Source organism: Actinoplanes sp. NPDC049598, assembly GCF_040675435.1.
Classification (GTDB): Bacteria; Actinomycetota; Actinomycetes; order Mycobacteriales; family Micromonosporaceae; genus Actinoplanes.
The window spans coordinates 83,980-102,393 of the sequence record NZ_JBFAOX010000005.1; the positions used below are offsets into that span (position 1 = coordinate 83,980).

The 18,414-nt window shown below is 72.6% G+C and carries 15 protein-coding genes and 1 pseudogene; 7 read left to right on the forward strand and 9 right to left on the reverse strand.

Translation table 11 applies throughout. The features are described from left to right. Together AB0J66_RS13835 and AB0J66_RS13840 are read right to left on the reverse strand one after the other, a co-directional pair. On the reverse strand, nucleotides 1–218 hold a 218-nt coding region (locus tag AB0J66_RS13835; protein ID WP_364659634.1), incomplete at its 3' end, for a hypothetical protein. Between the two features lie 9 nt (nucleotides 219–227). Then, nucleotides 228–1,058, reverse strand: a complete 831-nt coding sequence (locus AB0J66_RS13840) for a DUF4397 domain-containing protein (RefSeq protein ID WP_364659636.1) — start codon at nucleotides 1,056–1,058, stop codon at nucleotides 228–230. 109 nt (nucleotides 1,059–1,167) lie between these two features. Here AB0J66_RS13840 and AB0J66_RS13845 point away from each other — a divergent pair, with 109 nt between their 5' ends. The 4 genes from AB0J66_RS13845 (at nucleotide 1,168) to AB0J66_RS13860 (ending at nucleotide 9,520) form a co-directional block, all read left to right on the forward strand. Continuing rightward, complete coding sequence (locus tag AB0J66_RS13845; protein ID WP_364660239.1) at nucleotides 1,168–5,703, forward strand: ATP-dependent helicase; 4,536 nt, start codon at nucleotides 1,168–1,170, stop codon at nucleotides 5,701–5,703. 105 nt (nucleotides 5,704–5,808) lie between these two features. After that, on the forward strand, nucleotides 5,809–7,113 hold the full coding sequence (locus AB0J66_RS13850) for a hypothetical protein (protein WP_364659638.1): 1,305 nt from the start codon (nucleotides 5,809–5,811) through the stop codon (nucleotides 7,111–7,113). Between the two features lie 126 nt (nucleotides 7,114–7,239). Continuing rightward, the gene (locus tag AB0J66_RS13855) at nucleotides 7,240–8,478 is read left to right on the forward strand and encodes a hypothetical protein (protein ID WP_364659640.1); all 1,239 of its coding nucleotides are present in this window, start codon (nucleotides 7,240–7,242) and stop codon (nucleotides 8,476–8,478) included. 10 nt (nucleotides 8,479–8,488) lie between these two features. After that, nucleotides 8,489–9,520, forward strand: coding sequence for a hypothetical protein (locus AB0J66_RS13860; protein WP_364659642.1), 1,032 nt, complete (start codon nucleotides 8,489–8,491; stop codon nucleotides 9,518–9,520). 39 nt (nucleotides 9,521–9,559) lie between these two features. Here AB0J66_RS13860 and AB0J66_RS13865 read toward each other — a convergent pair whose 3' ends face one another. Then, nucleotides 9,560–10,486 carry a TIGR03560 family F420-dependent LLM class oxidoreductase gene (locus AB0J66_RS13865; protein WP_364659644.1) on the reverse strand — a complete coding sequence of 309 codons (927 nt, stop codon included), beginning with the start codon at nucleotides 10,484–10,486 and terminating at the stop codon, nucleotides 9,560–9,562. 58 nt (nucleotides 10,487–10,544) lie between these two features. Here AB0J66_RS13865 and AB0J66_RS13870 point away from each other — a divergent pair, with 58 nt between their 5' ends. Together AB0J66_RS13870 and AB0J66_RS13875 are read left to right on the forward strand one after the other, a co-directional pair. Further along, nucleotides 10,545–11,333 (forward strand): SAM-dependent chlorinase/fluorinase, encoded by a 789-nt coding sequence (locus tag AB0J66_RS13870; protein ID WP_364659646.1) that lies wholly within the window; start codon nucleotides 10,545–10,547, stop codon nucleotides 11,331–11,333. Between the two features lie 115 nt (nucleotides 11,334–11,448). Beyond that, nucleotides 11,449–12,243, forward strand: a complete 795-nt coding sequence (locus AB0J66_RS13875; RefSeq protein WP_364659648.1) for a DNA-formamidopyrimidine glycosylase family protein — start codon at nucleotides 11,449–11,451, stop codon at nucleotides 12,241–12,243. Here the strand turns inward: AB0J66_RS13875 and AB0J66_RS13880 are convergent. From AB0J66_RS13880 to rimO, 6 genes are all read right to left on the reverse strand, one after another. After that, nucleotides 12,200–12,979 carry a hypothetical protein gene (locus AB0J66_RS13880; RefSeq protein WP_364659650.1) on the reverse strand — a complete coding sequence of 260 codons (780 nt, stop codon included), beginning with the start codon at nucleotides 12,977–12,979 and terminating at the stop codon, nucleotides 12,200–12,202. The two genes, AB0J66_RS13875 and AB0J66_RS13880, sit on opposite strands and share 44 nt — an antisense overlap. 25 nt (nucleotides 12,980–13,004) lie before the next feature. After that, entirely contained in the window at nucleotides 13,005–13,865 is an 861-nt protein-coding gene (locus tag AB0J66_RS13885) for a PspA/IM30 family protein (RefSeq protein WP_364659652.1), read from the reverse strand. A 276-nt stretch (nucleotides 13,866–14,141) separates the two neighbouring features. Further along, on the reverse strand, nucleotides 14,142–14,513 hold the full coding sequence (locus tag AB0J66_RS13890; RefSeq protein WP_097318554.1) for a helix-turn-helix transcriptional regulator: 372 nt from the start codon (nucleotides 14,511–14,513) through the stop codon (nucleotides 14,142–14,144). Nucleotides 14,514–14,671: 158 nt separating this feature from the next. Then, nucleotides 14,672–15,166 carry a CinA family protein gene (locus AB0J66_RS13895; protein ID WP_364659654.1) on the reverse strand — a complete coding sequence of 165 codons (495 nt, stop codon included), beginning with the start codon at nucleotides 15,164–15,166 and terminating at the stop codon, nucleotides 14,672–14,674. Between the two features lie 9 nt (nucleotides 15,167–15,175). Continuing rightward, the gene (gene pgsA / locus AB0J66_RS13900; protein ID WP_364659656.1) at nucleotides 15,176–15,775 is read right to left on the reverse strand and encodes a CDP-diacylglycerol--glycerol-3-phosphate 3-phosphatidyltransferase; all 600 of its coding nucleotides are present in this window, start codon (nucleotides 15,773–15,775) and stop codon (nucleotides 15,176–15,178) included. Beyond that, nucleotides 15,772–17,241, reverse strand: a complete 1,470-nt coding sequence (gene rimO, locus AB0J66_RS13905; protein ID WP_364659658.1) for a 30S ribosomal protein S12 methylthiotransferase RimO — start codon at nucleotides 17,239–17,241, stop codon at nucleotides 15,772–15,774. Before rimO ends, pgsA begins: the two co-directional genes overlap by 4 nt. 210 nt (nucleotides 17,242–17,451) lie before the next feature. Between rimO and AB0J66_RS13910 the strand changes: the two are divergent. Beyond that, nucleotides 17,452–18,222: pseudogene (locus AB0J66_RS13910) on the forward strand (glycosyltransferase 87 family protein); the annotation flags it as partial. Nucleotides 18,223–18,414 lie beyond the last annotated feature (192 nt).

The window sequence follows — 18,414 nt, forward strand, 5'->3', positions numbered from 1 at the left end:
GGCGCGGCCAGCTCCGGCGCGGCCAGCTCCGGCGCGGCCAGCTCCGGCGCGGCCAGCTCCGGCGCGGCCAGCTCCGGCGCGGCCAGCTCCGGCGCGGCCAGCTCCGGCGCCGCCGGGTCGGGCGCCGCCGGGTCGGGCGCCGCCGGGTCGAGCGCGGCCGGGTCGAGCGCGGCCGGGTCGGGCGCCGCCGGGTCGGGCGCGGCCGGGTCGGGTGTCACCTCGTACCTCTAGTGGGCCCGGCGGCGGAGGACGGCCGTGACCGAGCCGATGAGCAAGGCGGCGAAGCCGGCGGCGAGCAGGGCGCCGGGCAGGGATGACCTCGGGGCGGTGCCGCCCTCACCGGTGGCGACGCCGCCCAGCGGGACGGTGCCCTGGCGTTCGGCGTCGACGTGGAGCTGGGGTTTCAGGCCGCCGGACTGGTCGTCGAGGACGATCAGCGAGTAGACGCTGCCGGCGCCGAGGGTGCAGGGCAGCTCGCTCGTGCGGCCGCCGCCGGCGGGGACCACGCGGACGCTCCAGCTGCCGGGATTGACCTCGCGGTAGGCCGTTGTGGTGGCGAACTGGACGTTGTCGGCGATCTTGGTGCCGTTCTTGCCGGCCACGTTGAGGACGGGGGCCTTCACCGAGGCCTGGATGATGCGAACCTTGGACTTGCCGGCGTCGGGCAGCTGGAGATCGTCCTTGATGATGCGCAGGCCCAGGTCGGCGAAGCGGCCCACGCCGGCCACCGTGTAGGCGCCGTTGCCGGCCACGCCGACCTCGGTCGTGATCACCGGGTCCTCGGTGGCGGGGGCGCCGGCCTTGCGCATGGCGACCTGGTACGTCCCGGTGGGCAGCCGCAGATATTGCGACATGTCCCCGTACGCGACGGCGCGGAACGTCTGCGGCTTGACGGCGTTGGTGTCCGATTTGAGGTAGACGTCGACCGCCGGAGTGTCCGGCGAGAGGTGGGCCAGGCGGACGTATCCGCTGGTGGGGGCGGCTTGGGCGGGGGTGGCGCCGAGCGCGGTCGTGGCCAGTACGGCCGCCGCGGCGGCGAGGCGCGCGAGTGGGGTCACGGGGCCTCCTCTTCGACTGGCGTCCATATATATCCCCCGCCGCGTGACCTACGCCATCGTCCGGCGCGTTTTTGTCGTACCCCCGAGGGAGCATGGTGCTGTGCAGAAAGTGCTGGAACAGTTCGGGCCGGCCACGCGAGAGTGGTTCACGGCGGCCTTCGCCGCGCCCACCACCGCCCAGGCCGGCGCGTGGCAGGCCGTCGGCGCCGGCCGCAACGCCCTCGTGGTCGCGCCCACCGGTTCCGGCAAGACGCTGGCCGCCTTCCTCTGGTCGCTCGACCGGCTCGCCCACGAGCCGGTGCCCGAGGATCCGCGCCGGCGCTGCCGCGTGCTCTACGTCAGCCCGCTCAAGGCGCTCGCGGTCGACGTCGAGCGCAACCTGCGGGCGCCGCTGACCGGCATCCGCCAGGCCTCGGGCCGGCTCGGCGTCCCGCCGCCCGACATCACCGTCGGCATGCGGACCGGCGACACCCCGGCCGACGAGCGGCGGCTCTTCCAGCGCACCCCGCCGGACATTCTGATCACCACCCCCGAGTCGTTGTTCCTGCTGCTCACCTCGGCCGCGCGCGACTCCCTGCGCGGTGTCGAGACGGTGATCATCGACGAGGTGCACGCGGTGGCCGCGACCAAGCGCGGCGCCCACCTCGCGCTCTCGCTCGAGCGGCTCGACGGGCTGCTCGATCGACCGGCCCAGCGCATCGGCCTGTCGGCCACCGTGCGGCCGATCGACGAGACCGCCCGTTTCCTGGGTGGCGCGCACGACGTCGAGATCGTCCAGCCCCCGGCCAGCAAGACCATCGAGGTCTCGGTCGAGGTCCCGGTCGAGGACATGACACGCCTCGACGAGGTGCCCGACACCGATCTCGACGATCCGGGCGCCGGGCGGCACACGCCGTCCATCTGGCCCGCCGTCGAGGAGCGGGTGCTCGACCTCATCGAGGCCCACCGCTCGACCATCGTCTTCACCAATTCGCGGCGCGGCGCCGAGCGCCTCTGCGCCCGCATCAACGAGCTGGCGGCCGAGCGCGCCGGCGTCGAGCCGGCCGAGCCCAAGCAGCCCCCGGCGCAGGTGATGGCCCAGGCCGGGCAGGCCGGCGGGGCGCCGCCGGTGGTGGCCCGGGCCCACCACGGCAGCGTCTCGCGCGAGGAGCGCAAGCAGATCGAGGAGGCGCTGAAATCCGGCGCGCTGCCCGCCGTGGTGGCGACCTCGAGCCTCGAGCTGGGCATCGACATGGGCGCGGTCGACCTGGTCGTGCAGATCGAGGCCCCGCCCTCGGTCGCGGCCGGCCTGCAGCGCATCGGCCGGGCCGGTCACCAGGTCGGCGCCGTCTCCCGCGGCGTGGTCTTCCCCAAGCACCGCGGCGACCTGGTCTCGTGCGCGGTCGTGGCCGACCGGATGAGCGCCGGCGCGATCGAGGAGCTGCGCTACCCGCGCAACCCGCTCGACGTGCTGGCCCAGCAGATCGTGGCCATGGTCGCGCTCGACGCGTGGCAGGTCGACGAGCTCGCGGCGCTGATCCGGCGGGCCGCGCCCTTCGCCGAGCTGCCCGATTCGGCGCTACACGCGGTGCTCGACATGCTTTCCGGGCGCTATCCCTCCACCGCCTTCGCCGAGCTGCGGCCCCGGCTCGTCTGGGACCGCGGCACCGACGAGCTGACCGGCCGCCCCGGCGCCCAGCGGCTCGCCGTGACCAGCGGCGGCACCATCCCCGACCGGGGCATGTTCGGCGTCTTCCTGGCCGGCTCGGAGCGCGCGTCGCGGGTCGGCGAGCTCGACGAGGAGATGGTGTACGAGTCGCGGGTGGGCGACGTCTTCCTGCTCGGCTCGACCTCGTGGCGCATCGAGGACATCACGCCCGACCGGGTGCTGGTCTCCCCCGCGCCCGGCGCGCCGGCCAAGATGCCGTTCTGGAAGGGCGACTCGCCGGGCCGGCCGATCGAGCTGGGCCGGGCCATCGGCGCCCAGCTGCGCACGCTGACCCGGGCCAGCGACGAGAAGGCGACCACGGCGCTACGCGAGACCGGCCTCGACGAGTGGGCCGCCAACAACCTGCTGGCCTATCTGCGCGAGCAGCGTGAGGCCACCCGCAACCTGCCGGACGACCGCACCATCGTGGTCGAGCGCTTCCGCGACGAGCTCGGCGACTGGCGGATGACGGTCCACTGTGTGCTCGGCGCCAAGGTCAACGCGCCCTGGGCGCTGGCCATCGGCCGCCGGCTGGCCGAGCGGTACGGGGTGGACGGCGCCGTCATGCCCTCCGACGACGGCATCGTGGTGCGGCTGCCCGACACCGCCGAGGAGCCGCCCGGGGCCGACCTGGTGGCCTTCGACCCCGAGGAGATCGCCCAGCTGGTCGAGGAGTCGGTCGGCACCTCGGCGCTGTTCGCCTCCCGTTTCCGCGAGTGCGCGGCCCGCTCGCTGCTGCTGCCGCGGCGCGACCCGCGACGGCGCCAACCTCTTTGGCAGCAGCGGCAGCGTTCGGCGCAGCTGCTCGACGTGGCCCGCGAGTTCGCCGACTTCCCGGTCACGCTGGAGGCGGCCCGCGAGTGCCTGCAGGACGTCTTCGACGTGCCCGGCCTGGTCGGCCTGATGCGCGAGGTGGCGGGCCGCAAGGTGCGACTGGTCGAGGTCGAGACCCCGCGCCCGTCGCCCTTCGCCCGGTCGCTGCTCTTCGGCTATGTCGGCGCCTTCCTTTATGAAGGGGACGCGCCCCTGGCCGAGCGGCGGGCGGCCGCGCTGGCCCTCGACTCGACGCTGCTGGGCGAGCTGCTGGGCCGGGTCGACCTGCGCGAGCTGCTCGACCCCGAGGTCGTCGGCGAGACCGAGGCCCAGCTCCAGTGGCTGACCACGCAGCGCCAGCCGCGCGACGCGGAGGACGCGGCCGAGCTGCTGCGGCTGCTGGGCGACCTGTCCCCGACCGAGCTCGCGGTGCGCGGCGTCGAGGAGGCATGGCTGTCCACCTTGGAGTCGGCGCGTCGGGCCATCCGGATCCGGGTCGCCGGCGAGGAGCGCTGGATCGGCATCGACGATGCCGGCCGCTTCCGCGACGCGCTCGGCGTGGCCCTGCCCGTCGGCCTGCCCGAGGCCTACCTGGCGTCGGTCGCCGACCCGCTGGGCGACCTGGTCGCGCGGTATGCGCGCACCCACGGCCCGTTCCTCGCGGCGACCTGCGCGGCCCGCTTCGGGCTGGGCGTCTTCGTGGTCGAGCAGGCGCTGAAAAGGCTGAGCGCCACCGGCCGGGTCACCTCGGGCGAGTTCTCCCCGGGCGGCGCCGGCACCGAGTGGTGCGACGCCGAGGTGCTGCGCATGCTGCGGCGCCGGTCGCTGGCCGCATTGCGCCGCGAGATCGAGCCGGTGCCGCCGCGGGTGCTGGCCGCGTTCCTGCCGCGCTGGCACCAGATCGGCGGCAACGCCCGCGGCATCGACGCCCTGGCCGCCTCGATCGAGCAGCTCCAGGGCATCGCGGTGCCGGCCTCGGCTTGGGAGAGGCTGGTGCTGCCGGCCCGGGTCGCCGACTACACCCCGCCGCAACTGGACGAGCTGTGCGCCAGCGGCGAGGTGCTGTGGGCCGGCTCCGGCTCGATCGGCAGCAACGACGGGTGGGTCTCGCTGGTCTACGCCGACAGCGCTCCCCTGCTGCTGCCCCCGGCCGACGACGAGCTCGCGCTGACGCCGCTGCATCAGGAGGTGCTGGAGGCGCTCGGCGACGGCCAGGCGCTGTTCTTCCGGTCGCTGTCCGACCGGGTGCGCTCGACCGACGACGCCGCCCTGGCCGGCGCGGTGTGGGATCTGGTGTGGGCCGGTCAGCTCACCAACGACACCCTCGCCCCGCTGCGCGCGCTGCTCGGCGGCAGCGGCGCCCACAAGGCCAAGGCCGCCGCCCCGGCCCGCTCCCGCTACCGCCGGCCCGGCCGGGTGGCCATGCCCGCCCGCGGTGGCCCGCCCAACATGGCTGGCCGCTGGTCCCGCCTGCCCGAGCGCGACCTCGACCCGACCCGGCGCGCGGCCGCCTTGGCCGACCTGCTGCTCGAGCGGCACGGCGTTGTCACCCGGGGCGCGGTCATGGCCGAGGGCGTGACCGGTGGCTTCGCGGCCGTCTACCCGGTGCTGGGCGCCCTGGAGGAGCGCGGCGCGGCCCGCCGTGGCTACTTCGTCGAGGGGCTGGGCGCGGCCCAGTTCGCGGTGCCGGGCGCGGTCGACCGGCTGCGCGCCCTGGCCGAGCCGGCCGAGCTGGCCAAACGCACCGGCCCGGCCGCCCTGGTGCTGGCCGCGACCGACCCGGCCAACCCGTACGGCGCGGCCCTGCCCTGGCCCGAGCGGGTCATCGACAGCGGCGACGGCGAGCCCGGCGTCAAGGCCGGCCACCGCCCCGGCCGCAAGGCGGGCGCCCTGACCGTGCTGGTCGGCGGCGAGCTGGTCCTCTACGTCGAGCGCGGCGGCCGCACCCTGCTGTCCTTCGTGGACGACCCCGAGCTGCTCATCGCGGCCGGCCAGTCCCTGGCGGCGTCGGTGCGCTCGGGCGCCCTCGGTGTCATGTCGGTCGAACGGGCCGACGGCGAGTCGGTTCACGCGTCGCCGCTGCGCGACGCCCTGACCGCGGCCGGCTTCCGGGCCACGCCGAGGGGGTTGCGCCTGCGAGGTTAAACGGCGCCTGCGAGGTTAGACGGCGCCTGACTGGGCCTGAGCCGCTTTGCGCGTTTTGCGCGGCGGGACAGCGGGCGGTGATGTTCCTGATTATCGTCTGCGGCCGTGTTGGGAAACCTTTTCGTGGCGCTGGCGCTGGCCGCGCCCGCTGCCGGTATGCCAGTGGCGCTGAAGGCGCCGACCGAGCCCGCTCCGACGAAAGTCACCGTGGCGTGGACCTCGCCCGCACACGACGAGTTCGCCGTCACCTGGGACGAGACCGGTGACACCCGGAACCAGGTCGCCGTGACCCAGGCGGGCGCCCCGGGCACCTTGCTGGCCAAGAAGATCGTCGAGCCGGGTCAGCCGAACCGGCTCGTGGTCAAGGCCCGGGACCCCTTCAACGGCCTCGAGGAAGGGCACGACTGGGCGTACGCGGTGTCGGTGGTCGACGCGGCCGGCGCGGTGATCAGCGAGGTCGCGTATTCGCCGGTGTTCGACACGGACGGGCCGCCGGCGCCGGTCATCACCACCGTGACTCCGCGCGAGGACGGGAAGGTCGAGCTCAAGTGGACGCCCGGCAAGACCGTGGCCGACCCCACACCGGGCGACCCGCTCGACGTGCCCGCCGAGGACCCGCCGCTGTTCGAGCCGCTCATCTTCGGCGGCGGCTCCCCCGAGTCGGTGGCCAAGGCGAGCACGGCGACCACCCATGTGTTCCCCGGGCCGATCACCTACTACGCCAGCGTGGGAGCGCACGCCGTGAACGAGTGGTCGTTCGCCGAGCAGCAGGCCGTGTTCCCGCCGAACTCGAGTTACGCCGAGGTGGCGGACTCGCGGGTCGCGGCGGCCTTCCCCGAGACCGTCGCCGTGGGCGGCAAGCTGACCGTCACCGGCACGGCTACGAGAATGCAGTTGGTCTGCGAGCGGCTGTCGATCTGCAGGGTCGACGAGTGGGGCGACGAGGGCCGCTCGCTTCGTCTCGAGTCGCGCACCGGCGCCGGGGCGGCGTGGCAGCCCGTGGCCACGACCCGCGCCGGGCAGGTCGGCAAGTTCACCTTCAGCGTGGCCTTCCCCGGCACCCGCGACTACCGCGTGGTCGCGCCGGTGATCGTCGGCAACAGCGGCAAAGCGGCGCAGGCCCCGTTCGCCACCGCGGCGACCACGGTGACCGGCCCAGCCACCGGCGGCGGCAACCCCGGCGGCGGCAACCCCGGTGACCAGCCCGGCGGCGGTGACCAACCCGGCGGTGACCAACCCGGCGGCGCCGAGCCCGGCACGGGCGGCACTGGTGGCGGAGACGGCGGCCTGCCGGTCACCGGCGCGCCGGTCGTCTGGATCTCGGTGGCCGGTGGGCTGCTGCTCGTCCTCGGGGCAGCGTTCTTCCTCAGCGGCCGGCTCCGCCGGAAGAAGACGACCTTCAGCGCCTGACGAACGGCGTGAAACGGGATCGGCCTCGCACGATGTGCGGGGCCGATTCGCGTACGGCACGGGTGTTTGTGCTGTCTGTGCAATGGGACAGCCGGACATGTCGACAGAGGTCTATCGTCTGCCGCCATGTTGGGGAACTTGGTCGCTGTGCTGGCGCTGGCCGGGCCGGTCGCCGGTGTGCCCTCGGCGCTGATTGCGCCTACCGAGCCCGCTCCCACCGAGGTGACCGTGGCGTGGACGTCGTCCGCGCACAACGAGATTGTGGTCACCTGGGACGAGACGGGGGACTTCCGTGACCGGGTCGACGTGGTCAAGCCCGACGGCACGGCGACCGCGATCGCCCCGTTCATCGTCGAGGCCGGTCAGCCCAATCGGAGCGCGCTGCCCGGCTATCCGGGGCTTTCCGAGGACGTGCGGGTCACGGTGACGGCGATCGGCTCCGACGATGCCCCGATCAGCGAGCCGGGGCGGTCGGTGGTGTTCGACTCGGCCCCGCTGCCCGGTCCGGTGATGGAGTCGGTGGTGCCGCGGGAGGACGGCTCGGTCCGGTTCAGCTGGCGGGCGGGGACGCCGGTCGAGGACACCACGCCCGACGATCCGCTCGACGTGCCGGCCGGGGATCCGCCGCGGTTCACGCCGGTGGCGTCGATCCTCTACTTCAACGACTACGAGGATCTGGCCGAGCCGAGCACGGCGACGTCGTTCGTGGTCCCAGCCGACCGCGAGAAGCCGTACTACGTGGGCGTGCGCTCCGAACCCAACGAATGGGGGCACGGGGGCTTCACCGCCGCCTTCGTCCGCGGCACCAGGGTCGGCGCCACGTTCCCGAAGAAGGTCGCGGCCGGCGGCAAGCTGACCGTCACCGGCAAGTCGATCAACACGACGCGCGCCTGCGATCCCGGCCCGTGCTGGGTTGTGGAGAACGACGACGCCGGGCGCCCGCTCCGACTCGAGTCACGCGCCGGCGACGACGGGGCCTGGCAGACCGTGGCGACCACCCGCGCCCGCCGGGACGGCAAGTTCACCTTCAGCCTGAAGTTCCCCGGCCCGGGCGACTATCGAGTGGTCGCCGCCGCGATCAACTGGGTCGACGCCGACCATCAGGCCTACGCGTACTTCGCCACGTCCCCGGCGGCGGTCAAGGCCGGCCCGTCCGCGACCGGTGGCGGGAGTCCGGGTGACGGCGGCAGCGGTGGCGGCAGCGGTGGCGGTGGCGGTGGCGGTGGCGGTGGCGGTGGCGGTCTCCCGATCACCGGCGCGCCGATCGCCGGCATCGCCGTCGCGGGCGCCGCGCTGGTCGCCCTGGGCGCGTTCCTCGCCCTGGCCGGCCGCCGCCGGCGGGGCCACAGGATGACCGGCGGCTAGGAGGACAGCCATGCTGGGAAATCTCGTTGCCGTGCTGGCTCTGGCCGGGCCGGGGGCGCTGTTCGCGCCGGTCGAGCCGGCCCCGGGCGACGTGACCGTGGCCTGGGCCTCCCCCGCGTACGAGGTGGTCGTGGTCACCTGGACCGAGATCGGGGACGTCCGCAACCGGGTCGACGTGGTGCGGGCGGATGATCCCACTGAGCTGGTGTCCACCTTGACCGTCGAGGCGGGCCGGCCGAACACGAGCGGATTGCCGGACCTCCGCCAGCTTCCCGCCGGCGATCTGCGGGTCGCGGTGTCGGTGATCGACGAGAACGGGGCCGTCGTCAGCGAGGCCGGCCTGTCGCCGGTCTTCGACGTCAGCGGGATGCCGGCGCCGGTGATCACGTCGGTGGTGCCCCGCGAGGACGGCACCCTGCTCTACAGCTGGCGGGCCGGCGAGGCCGCCGTGGACACCTCGCCCGGCGATCCGCTCGACGTGCCGGCCGCTGATCCACCGCGATACTGGCCGATGGCCACCTGGGCCACCTTCTCCCTGTATTTCGACCTGGTGACCGAGCCGATCGCCGAGACGTCGTTCGTCCTTCCGGCCGACCGGGCCAAACCGTACTGGATCGCGGTGCGAACCGTGCCCAACGAGTGGACGGCCACCGGATTCGTCGCGACGTTCGTTCACGGCACGAAGGTCACGGCCACCGTCCCGAAGACGGTCGCGGCCGGGGGCTACCTGACCGTCACCGGCAAGTCGGTCAACACGACGCGGGCCTGCGACCTCGGCCCCTGCGCAATCATCGAGAACGACGACACCGGCCGGCTGCTGCGTCTTCAGTCGTGGAACGGCACGGCGTGGCAGACCGTGGCCGCCACCTTCGCCCGCGGGGACGGCCGGTTCACCTTCCGGCCGCGGTTCCCCGGCCCCCGCCAGTACCGGGTGGTCGCGCCGGCGGTCGAATGGTCCGAGGGCCGCGATGCTATGGCCTACTTCGCCACCCCACCGGCCATGGTCAGAACCATGCTGCCCGTGGCGAGAGCGGGAGGCTGACTTCGTGGGCCGGCCCGGTGATGGGCCGGCCCGTGAAGGTCAGAGCTTCGGCGCCACCTCGGAGGCGACCAGTTCGACGTGGTCGAGGTCGCTGAGGTCCAGCACCTGCAGGAAGAGGCGGGTAGCGCCCGCGGCCCCGTACTGCTTGATGGTCTCGACGACCTCGGCCGGGGTGCCGACGATGCCGCCGTTCTCGCGCATCTCGTCGACCTCGCGGCCGATCGCGGCGGCCCGGCGGCGGACCTCGGCGTCGTCGCGGCCCACGCACAGGACCGCGGCGGCCGAGAACGCCGGTGGCGTCGACCGGCCGACTGCCTCGCTGGCCGCGCGCACACGGTCGTACAGCTCGGGAATGTCCTTGATCTTCGAGAAGGGGACGTTGAACTCGTCGGCGAAGCGGGCCGCCAGCGACGGGGTGCGCTTCTTGCCGTGACCGCCGATGATCACCGGCGGGCGGGGCGACTGCACCGGCTTGGGCAGACCGGGCGAATCGGAGACCTGGTAGTGCTTGCCGTCGAAGTCGAAGGTCTGGCCGAGCGGCGTGCCCCACAGACCGGTGATGATCTCGAGCTGCTCCTCGAGGCGGTCGAACCGCTCACCCACCGGCGGGAACGGGATGCCGTAGGCCTTGTGCTCGGCCTCGAACCAGCCGCCGCCCAGCCCGAACTCGACGCGGCCGCCGCTCATCGCGTCGATCTGGGCCACGGCGATGGCCAGCGGGCCCGGCAGCCGGAACGTGGCCGAGGTGACCAGCGTGCCCAGCCGGATGGTGGAGGTCTGCACGGCCAGCGCGCCCAGCGTCACCCAGGCGTCGGTCGGGCCGGGCCGCCCGTCGCCGCCCATGGTGAGGAAGTGGTCGGAGCGGAAGAAGCCGTCGAAACCGCTCGCCTCGGCGGTTTGCGCGACCTTCAACAGGTCGGTGTAGCTCGCCCCCTGCTGGGGCTCGGTGAAGATCACGAGACGCATGAATCCAACCCTGCCAGATCCACCTACGATCCGGGCCGGGGCAGTAACGTTTCCCACCATGGCCGGGTATGGATGGATCAGCTTCACCACCGATTACGGGACGTTCGACGGCTTCGTCGCGGCGTGCCACGGATCGATCGCGCGCATCGCCCCCGACGTGCGCGTCATCGACGTGACCCACCACGTGCCGCCGGCCGACGTGGCCCGCGGCGCGGCCGTGCTCGCGCAGACGGCGCCGCACCTGCCGCCCAGCGTCCATCTGGCCGTGGTCGACCCCGGCGTCGGCACGGCCCGCCGCGCAGTGGCGATCGGCACCCCCGACGGGGCCCTGGTCGGGCCGGACAACGGGCTGCTGATCTGGGCGGCCGAGGCGCTCGGTGGCGTGACCGAGGCCCACGAGCTGACCAACAAGGACTGGTTCCTCGGTGACGTCTCGCGCACCTTCCACGGCCGCGACCTGTTCTCGCCGGCCGCGGCCCGGATCGCGGCCGGGGCGCCGCTCGCCGAGGCCGGCCCGGCGGTCGAGCCGCGCAGCCTGGTCCGGCTGCCCGCCCCGGTCGTGTCGATCGGCGACGGCTGGCTCGAGGCCGAGGTGATGACGGTCGACCGCTTCGGCAACGTGCAGCTCGCGGCGGACGGCGAGGCCCTGCGCGGCCTCAGCGGTGACCTGGTCGTGAACGGGACGGTCAACGCGCGGCGAGGTGCCACTTTTGCCGATGTGGGCCAGGGCGAGCTCCTGGTCTTCGAGGACTCGGCCGGCCGGGCTTCGATCGCGGTGAACAACGGGCGGGCTGTGGTCGTGCTGTCGGTTCGGCCGGGAGACATCGTGCGGGTCGCAGCCCGCTAGCCGAGCGCTGCGCGCCTTCGACGAGGCTGGCCGGCGTCGACCCGGCCGAGGTACCCCGGTGCACGAGACGGCGATGATCGGTTTACTGGGGCCGCCGGCGAGGCAGGATTGAGGCATGCCCGAAGGCGACACCGTCTGGAACACTGCCCGCGTGATCGAGCGGGCCCTGGTCGGTGACGTGCTGACCGGCTCCGACTTTCGGGTGCCGCAGCTGGCCACCACCAACCTGAGCGGATGGACGGTGGCCGAGTCGGCCAGCCGCGGCAAGCATCTGCTGCTGCGGCTGACCCGGGAGGGCGAGAAGCCGCTGACACTGCATTCCCACCTGCGGATGGACGGCGCCTGGCGGGCGTACAAGCCGGGGGAAAGATGGACCGGCCGCCCGGCGCACCTGATCCGCGTGGTGTTGAAGACCGCGCGCGCGGTCGCCGTGGGCTATCACCTGCACGAGCTGGCGCTGCTGCCCACCGCCGATGAGGAGCGCATGCTCGGGCATCTCGGGCCCGATCTGCTGGGCGCCGACTGGGACGAGGCCGAGGCGGTCCGGCGCATCGCCGCCAAGCCGGACGTGACGATCGCCGAGGCGCTGCTCGACCAGCGCAACCTGGCCGGCGTCGGCAACCTCTACAAGGCCGAGACGCTGTTCCTGCGTGGAGTGTGGCCGTGGACGCCGGTGAGCCGGGTGAAGGATCTGGACGGGATGGTGCGGCTCGCGCAGAAGCTGGTCGCCTCCAACCGCGGCCGCTGGACCCAGACCACGACCGGGGCGTTACGGCGGGGCGAGACGAGCTACGTCTACGGGCGGCGGGCGCAGCCCTGCCGCAAGTGCGGCGCCGCGATCCAGAAGGACGAGAAGGGCGAGCGGATCACCTATTGGTGCCCGCGCTGCCAGACGAGGACGGACGCTTGAGCTCGGAGAGCCCCTCGGCCAGGCCCCGCAGCCGGTCGGTGGCGTCGATCAGCGAGTTGAAGGCCGGGTGGGCGCCCTCGGTGACCGGGTGGCCGTCCTCGGCCACGTAGGCCGCGGCGGCCGCGACCATCCGCTCGTACGCGTCGACGCCCTCGGCGAACTGCTGGGCCAGCGACGCGTGTGACTCCTCCAGGCTCGCCCGCTGCCCGGCCGGGCTCAGCGGAAGCGCCCGCTCGACGCTGGCCACCCGCTGGCCGAGGTCGCGCAGCCACTGCTCGGAGACCGCGGCCTCCAGCAGCGCGCCCTCGCCGGGGCCGGTGAGCCGTCCGGCCAGACCGGTCAAAGTGGACGACGCCCGGTCGAGCCTGTCCCAGGCCTGGGTGATCGCCGAGCCGCGCAGGGCGTACCTGTTCTTCTGCCGGCGGACCTCGTGCAGGACCGTCCGGCCGGCCGGGAAGCGCTCGATCGCGGCCGTGAGTTTCGTGCCGGCCAGCGCCGGGTCGGGCGCGGGCGGGGCGGGGGTGGCGGCCAGCGCGCGGTGATCGCTCCACCGCCACCAGGCCAGGGCGACCGAGCCACCGGCCGCGCCGGCCCAGACGGCGTCGACGACGCCGATGCCTGAGTACGGGGTGAGGACGGCGGTGGCCGCGGCGAGGCCACCACCGAGCACGCTCCAGCGGCGTGCCGAGTTACGAAGTCGCTTGAGCCGGCGGAAGTACTTGCTCCGCTCGTCCACCGTCGTCCTCCCCTTGACGCACTTGTCAGCCGGCGGCGCTCGAGTCCCCGCGCTTCTGGTTCATGCTGGCCCGGATCTCGTCGAGCCGGGCCACGCTGGCCGGGTCGGACGCGGGCTGGGCGGCCTGCTCGACCGCCGGCTGCGCGGCCGGGCCGGCGAGCTTGTCGCCCGCCATGCTGGCCCGGATCTGCTCGAGCCGGGACGAGCCGGCCATGTCGAGGCTGCTCTTCTGCACCTCGAGCATGCGGCCCTCGACCGAGTTGGACGCGAGCTCGGCGCGGCCCATGGCATCCGCGTACCGCCGCTCGATCTTGTCGCGGACCTCGTCCAGCGACGGCGTGTTGCCGGGCGCGGCGAGCGACGACATGGACTCGAGCGACTTGGCCACCGTCTCCTGCATCTTGGCCTGCTCGAGCTGGCTGAGCAGCCGGGAACGCTCGCCGATGCGCTGCTGGAGCACCATCGCGTTGTTCTCGACCGCCTTGCGGGCCTGACCGGCCGCCGAGAGCGCCTGGTCGTGCAGGGTCTTCAGGTCCTCCATCGACTGCTCGCCGGAGACCAGCTGGGTGGCGAGCGTCTGGGCGGTGGACTCGTATTTCTGGGCCTCGGCCTCGTCACCGCCGGCCCGGGCCCGGTCGGCCAGCACCAGCGCCTGCCGCGCCATGCCTTGAAGCTTCTCGACTTCGGACATCTGGCGGGACAGCTTCATCTCCAGCTGACGCTGGTTGCCGATCACCGCCGCGGCCTGCTGCACAAGGGCCTGGTGTTGGCGCTGCGCGTCCTCGATGGCCTGCTGGATCTGGACCTTCGGATCGGCGTACTCGTCAATTTTCGCGCCGAAGAGCGCCATCATGTAACGCCAGCCCTTGACGAACGGATTCGCCATCTCGCGGTATCCCCTCAATGTCGCTCAATCGGTCCGCCACCGACGCAGATCGAGGAGCTGTCGCGATGGCGTTGAATGCCATCGTGACAGCTCGACGCCACCGGCGTCACGTGACCTCGGGGGGATCTCAGGGTCTCCCCCACGCTTGAAGGCTACGCGCACCGGCACGTCAGGGTCGATCCCGGAGGGGGGCCGGAAAAACGGGCACGCGCGGTGGAGAACAGGAAAAGCCGGACCACCCGCATGGGCAGCCCGGCTCGTTTATTTTCGAAGGGATCAGGCGGCGTACACGACGTCGCGCTTGGGCTTTCTGGTCGTCCGCAGAGTCGCCTTGAGGGGCGTCTCGTGGCGGACCGACACCGACAGCGCCTTCTGCTTCTCTTCATCGACCGGCACCAGCACGCCCTCCATGCCCTCGGCGAGCGACAGCGTGCCGCTGACCTCGCTCAGAAGCTCGGAGAGACGAGCGCCGAGCGCATCGCAGATGGCGGCGAGCAGCTCGCTGGAGGCTTCCTTCTGACCGCGCTCGATCTCGGAGAGATAACCGAGACTGACGTTCGCGGCGGTGGAGACCTCGCGCAGCGTGCGGTGCTGCCCCTGCCGGCGCGCCCTCAGTGCGTCGCCGATAACCCGGCGTAGCAGGACCATGGCACCTCCTCCTGCGGCGAGGCCGCCGGCATACGCCGGAGGCTTCCCGCAACCGTACCCGCTGCCGACCAGGCCGACATACCGCCCCGCCGAATTCTGGGGCAGCCCCGCAGCGGGACTCTCGTGCAACTATCGGTATCGAAGAAACATTCCCCAGCTCAGGACGGTGCTGAGGCTTCCTGGAGACAGTCTGCGAGCAGTTGTAGTGCGCTCGTCACACTTTCCGTCCGGATGGCGGCCCGGTTTCCCTCGAGTTTCAGCTCGCGCACCGTCGCCCCGTCCGGCCCGGCGACCGCCACGTAGACGAGGCCGACCGGCTTGCCGTCCTGCGGCTCGGGGCCGGCCACTCCGGTGGTCGCCACGCCCCAGTCGGCCGAGCAGCGCTCGCGCACGCCCCGGGCCAGCTCGAGCGCCACGTCCGGGTCGACCGGGCCGCGCTCGTCGAGCAGCTCCTGCGGCACGCCGGCCAGCGCGTGCTTGAGGTCGGTGGCGTAGACGACCACGCCGCCGCGGTAGACCGCGCTGACCCCCGGAATCTCGACCACGGTGGAGGCGATCAGGCCCCCGGTGAGGGACTCGGCCGTGGCCAGCGTCTGGTGCCGATCGACCAGCCGGTGCACCGCCGCCGCGGCCGCTACGTCAGGAGTAACCACACATACAGTCTAAGAGCCCTTTTTCCGGGCGTCCCGGCGCAGCCGGAGAGCGGCGATCACATAATCCGCACCGGTCACCACGGTCACCACCAGCGCCGCGCCCATCAGCCAGACGCCGACCACGTCGAACGGCTCGGGCACCGGCCACAGGTACCAGGCGATCGCGGCGATCTGCAGGACCGTCTTGAGCTTGCCGCCGCGGCTGGCCGGGATGATGCCGTACCGGATCACCCAGAACCGCAGGGCCGTGATGCCCCACTCCCGGGCCAGGATGAGCACGGTGACCCAGCACGGCAGCCGGTCGTAGGCGGAGAGCAGGACCAGCGCCGTGCCGGTCAGGGCCTTGTCGGCGATCGGATCGGCGATCTTGCCGAACGAGGTGACCAGCGACCAGCGCCGGGCGATCCACCCGTCCACGAAGTCGGTCGCCGAGGCCACGCAGAACACGAGGCAGGCGGCGATCCGCTGGCCCGTCCCGGTCAGGTCGGAGGCGACCACGATGGCCACGAAGACCGGCACGAGCACGATCCGGACGGCCGTGAGGATGTTCGCCGGGTTGTAGAGCGACACCACCCGCGGCGCGGCCGCCGGAACCGGCTCGTCGGTCACCGCTGGGACACCGGCGCCGCGGAGATCATCTGAACCGGCACGGCCACCAGGTCGACGCCCTCGGTGCCGGTCACCCGGGCCCGCACCAGATCGCCCGGCTTGAGCGCGGCCAGGTCGACGCCCTCGGGGCCGGCCACCAGCGTGGTCGAGCCGTCGACCTCGGGCGCCTGGTGCTCGGCCCGGCCCTCGATCTCGCCGTCGGCCACCGAGTCGACCAGCACCTCCACCGTCGAGCCCAGGCGCTCCTCGGCCCTCTGGTTGCACAGCTCGTCGGCCAGGGTGACGAGACGGTCGTACCGCCGCTTGATGGTGTCTTCCTTGACCTTGATCTTGTCGTCGAAGCCGGCCGCCTCGGTGCCGTCCTCGTCGCTGTAGTCGAAGACGCCGATCGCGTCGAGCCGGGCCTCGGACAGGAACCGGACCAGCTCGTCGACATCCTGCTTGGTCTCGCCCGGGAAGCCGACGATGAAGTTGCTGCGAGCCCCGGTCTCGGGCGCGAGCTTGCGGGCCGAGGCGAGCAGGTCGAGGAATTTCTCGGTGGAGCCGAAGCGGCGCATGCGGCGCAGCACGGGCTCGCTGGAGTGCTGGAAGGACAGGTCGTAGTAGGGCGCGACGCCCGGGGTGGTGGCGATCACCTCGACCAGGCCGGGGCGGGTCTCGGCCGGCTGCAGGTAGCTCGCGCGGACCCGGACGATGCCGTCGACCGCGGCCAGCTGGGGCAGCAGCTTCTCCAGCGCGCGGGGGTCGCCCAGATCCTTGCCGTACGACGTGCTGTTCTCACTGACCAGCACCAGCTCACGCACGCCCGACTTGGCCAGCCACTCGGCCTCGGCCAGCAGCTCCTGCGGGTCACGGGAGACGAAGGCGCCGCGGAAGGCCGGGATCGCGCAGAACGCGCACCGGCGGTCACAGCCGCTGGCCAGCTTGAGGCTGGCCACCGGGCCGCTGTCGAGCCGGCGGCGCAGCACCGTGCGCAGGTGGGCCGGGGTGTGCTCGTCGACCGTGGCGTGGCCGGGGACGACCACCTTGCTGGCCTGGCGCTGCACGGGTGTGATCGGCAGCAGCTCACGGCGGTCGCGCGGGGTGTGCGCGTCGAAGCGCTCCCCGGCCAGCACGCCGTCGAGCCGGGCCGCGATGTCGGTGTAGTCGTCGAAGCCGAGCACCGCCTGGGCCTCGGGCAGGCTCTCGGCCAGCTCGCGCCCGTACCGCTCGGCCATGCAGCCGGCGGCGACCACCTTGGCCCCGGTGTCGGCCGCCGCGAGCAGGGTCTCGATCGAGTCCTGCTTGGCCTTTTCGACGAAGCCGCACGTGTTGACGAGCACCACGTCGGCGCCGTCGGCGTCCGTGCTGATCTCCCAGCCGCCGGCGTCGAGGCGCGCGGCGAGCTCTTCCGAGTCGACCTCGTTACGGGCGCATCCGAGGGTGAGCAGGGCGACACGGCGGGAGGAGGAAGGGGTTACCGACACGCGACAAGGTTACCGGGCGGCCGGGCGCTGCGGCCGCCCGCACTTTCGTTCACCCTTAGTTCACCTTCCGTTAACCCGGCGACCGTACCCCCGAGCACCATGCCTAAAGCTCAGAAGCCCTCGCCGCAGGCGGAAGCGCTGCTCCTGGCGGCCCTCGTCGTGCTCGCCATCCTGATCCGCTGGGTGTCGCTGCCCGAAATGACCAACGACATGAACATCTTCCGTCAGTGGCACAACCAGCTCGGCCGGGCCGGCGGCTGGCGGGGCATCGGCACCGAGATCGGCAATTACAACGCGCCGTTCGTCTACCTACTGGCGGTCGCCCTCTACCTGCCGGGGCCGCTGATCTTCAAGGTCAAGGCGCTGTGGATCGTCTTCGACGTCATCCTCGCCTTCTTCACCTACAAGACGGTCGCCCTGCGGTGGCCGGGCAGCCGGATCCCGATCGCGGCGGCGCTGGTCATGGTGCTGCTGCCGACCGTGGCGATCAACTCGTCGTTCTACGGCCAGATGGACGCGGCGTGGGCCGGGGCGGCGCTCGCCGGTGTCTACTTCCTGTTGCGGGACAAGCCGTGGTGGGGTGTCGCCCTGTGCGGGGTCGCGGTCGCGATCAAACCCCAGGGCCTGTTCATCCTTCCGGTGGTCGCGCTGCTCGCGCTCTCCGGGCACATCAAGTGGCGTACGCTCCTGGCCGCGCCCGCCGCCTTCCTCGTGCTCGACCTGCCGGCCATCGCGTTCGGGCGCAACCCGCTCGAGCTGCTCACGATCTACGACATGAGCCGCCAGGCCCGCAACGTGCCCGAGCTCAGCCTGCGGGCCCCGAACGTCTTCGCCTTCATCCCGGCCACGACGCGCGAGGACACCGTACGGATGCTCGGCTATCTGTTCTGTGCGGCGCTGGTCGTCGGCGTGCTCTACGTCCTGGTCGCCCGGGCCTGCAAGATGACCCCGGAGCGGATGGTCACCGCGGCCGCGCTCTTCTCGATCCTGGTGCCGTTCGCGCTGCCGGGCATGCACGAGCGCTATTTCTACCTGGCCGACGTGATGACGCTGATCCTGGTCGTCTACCGCCCGCGCCTCTGGTACGTGGTGCTGCTGGTGCAGGCGAGCTCGCTGCTGTCGTACGAGCCCTATCTCTTCGGCTGGAACTCGCTGATGCTGCCCACCGTCGTC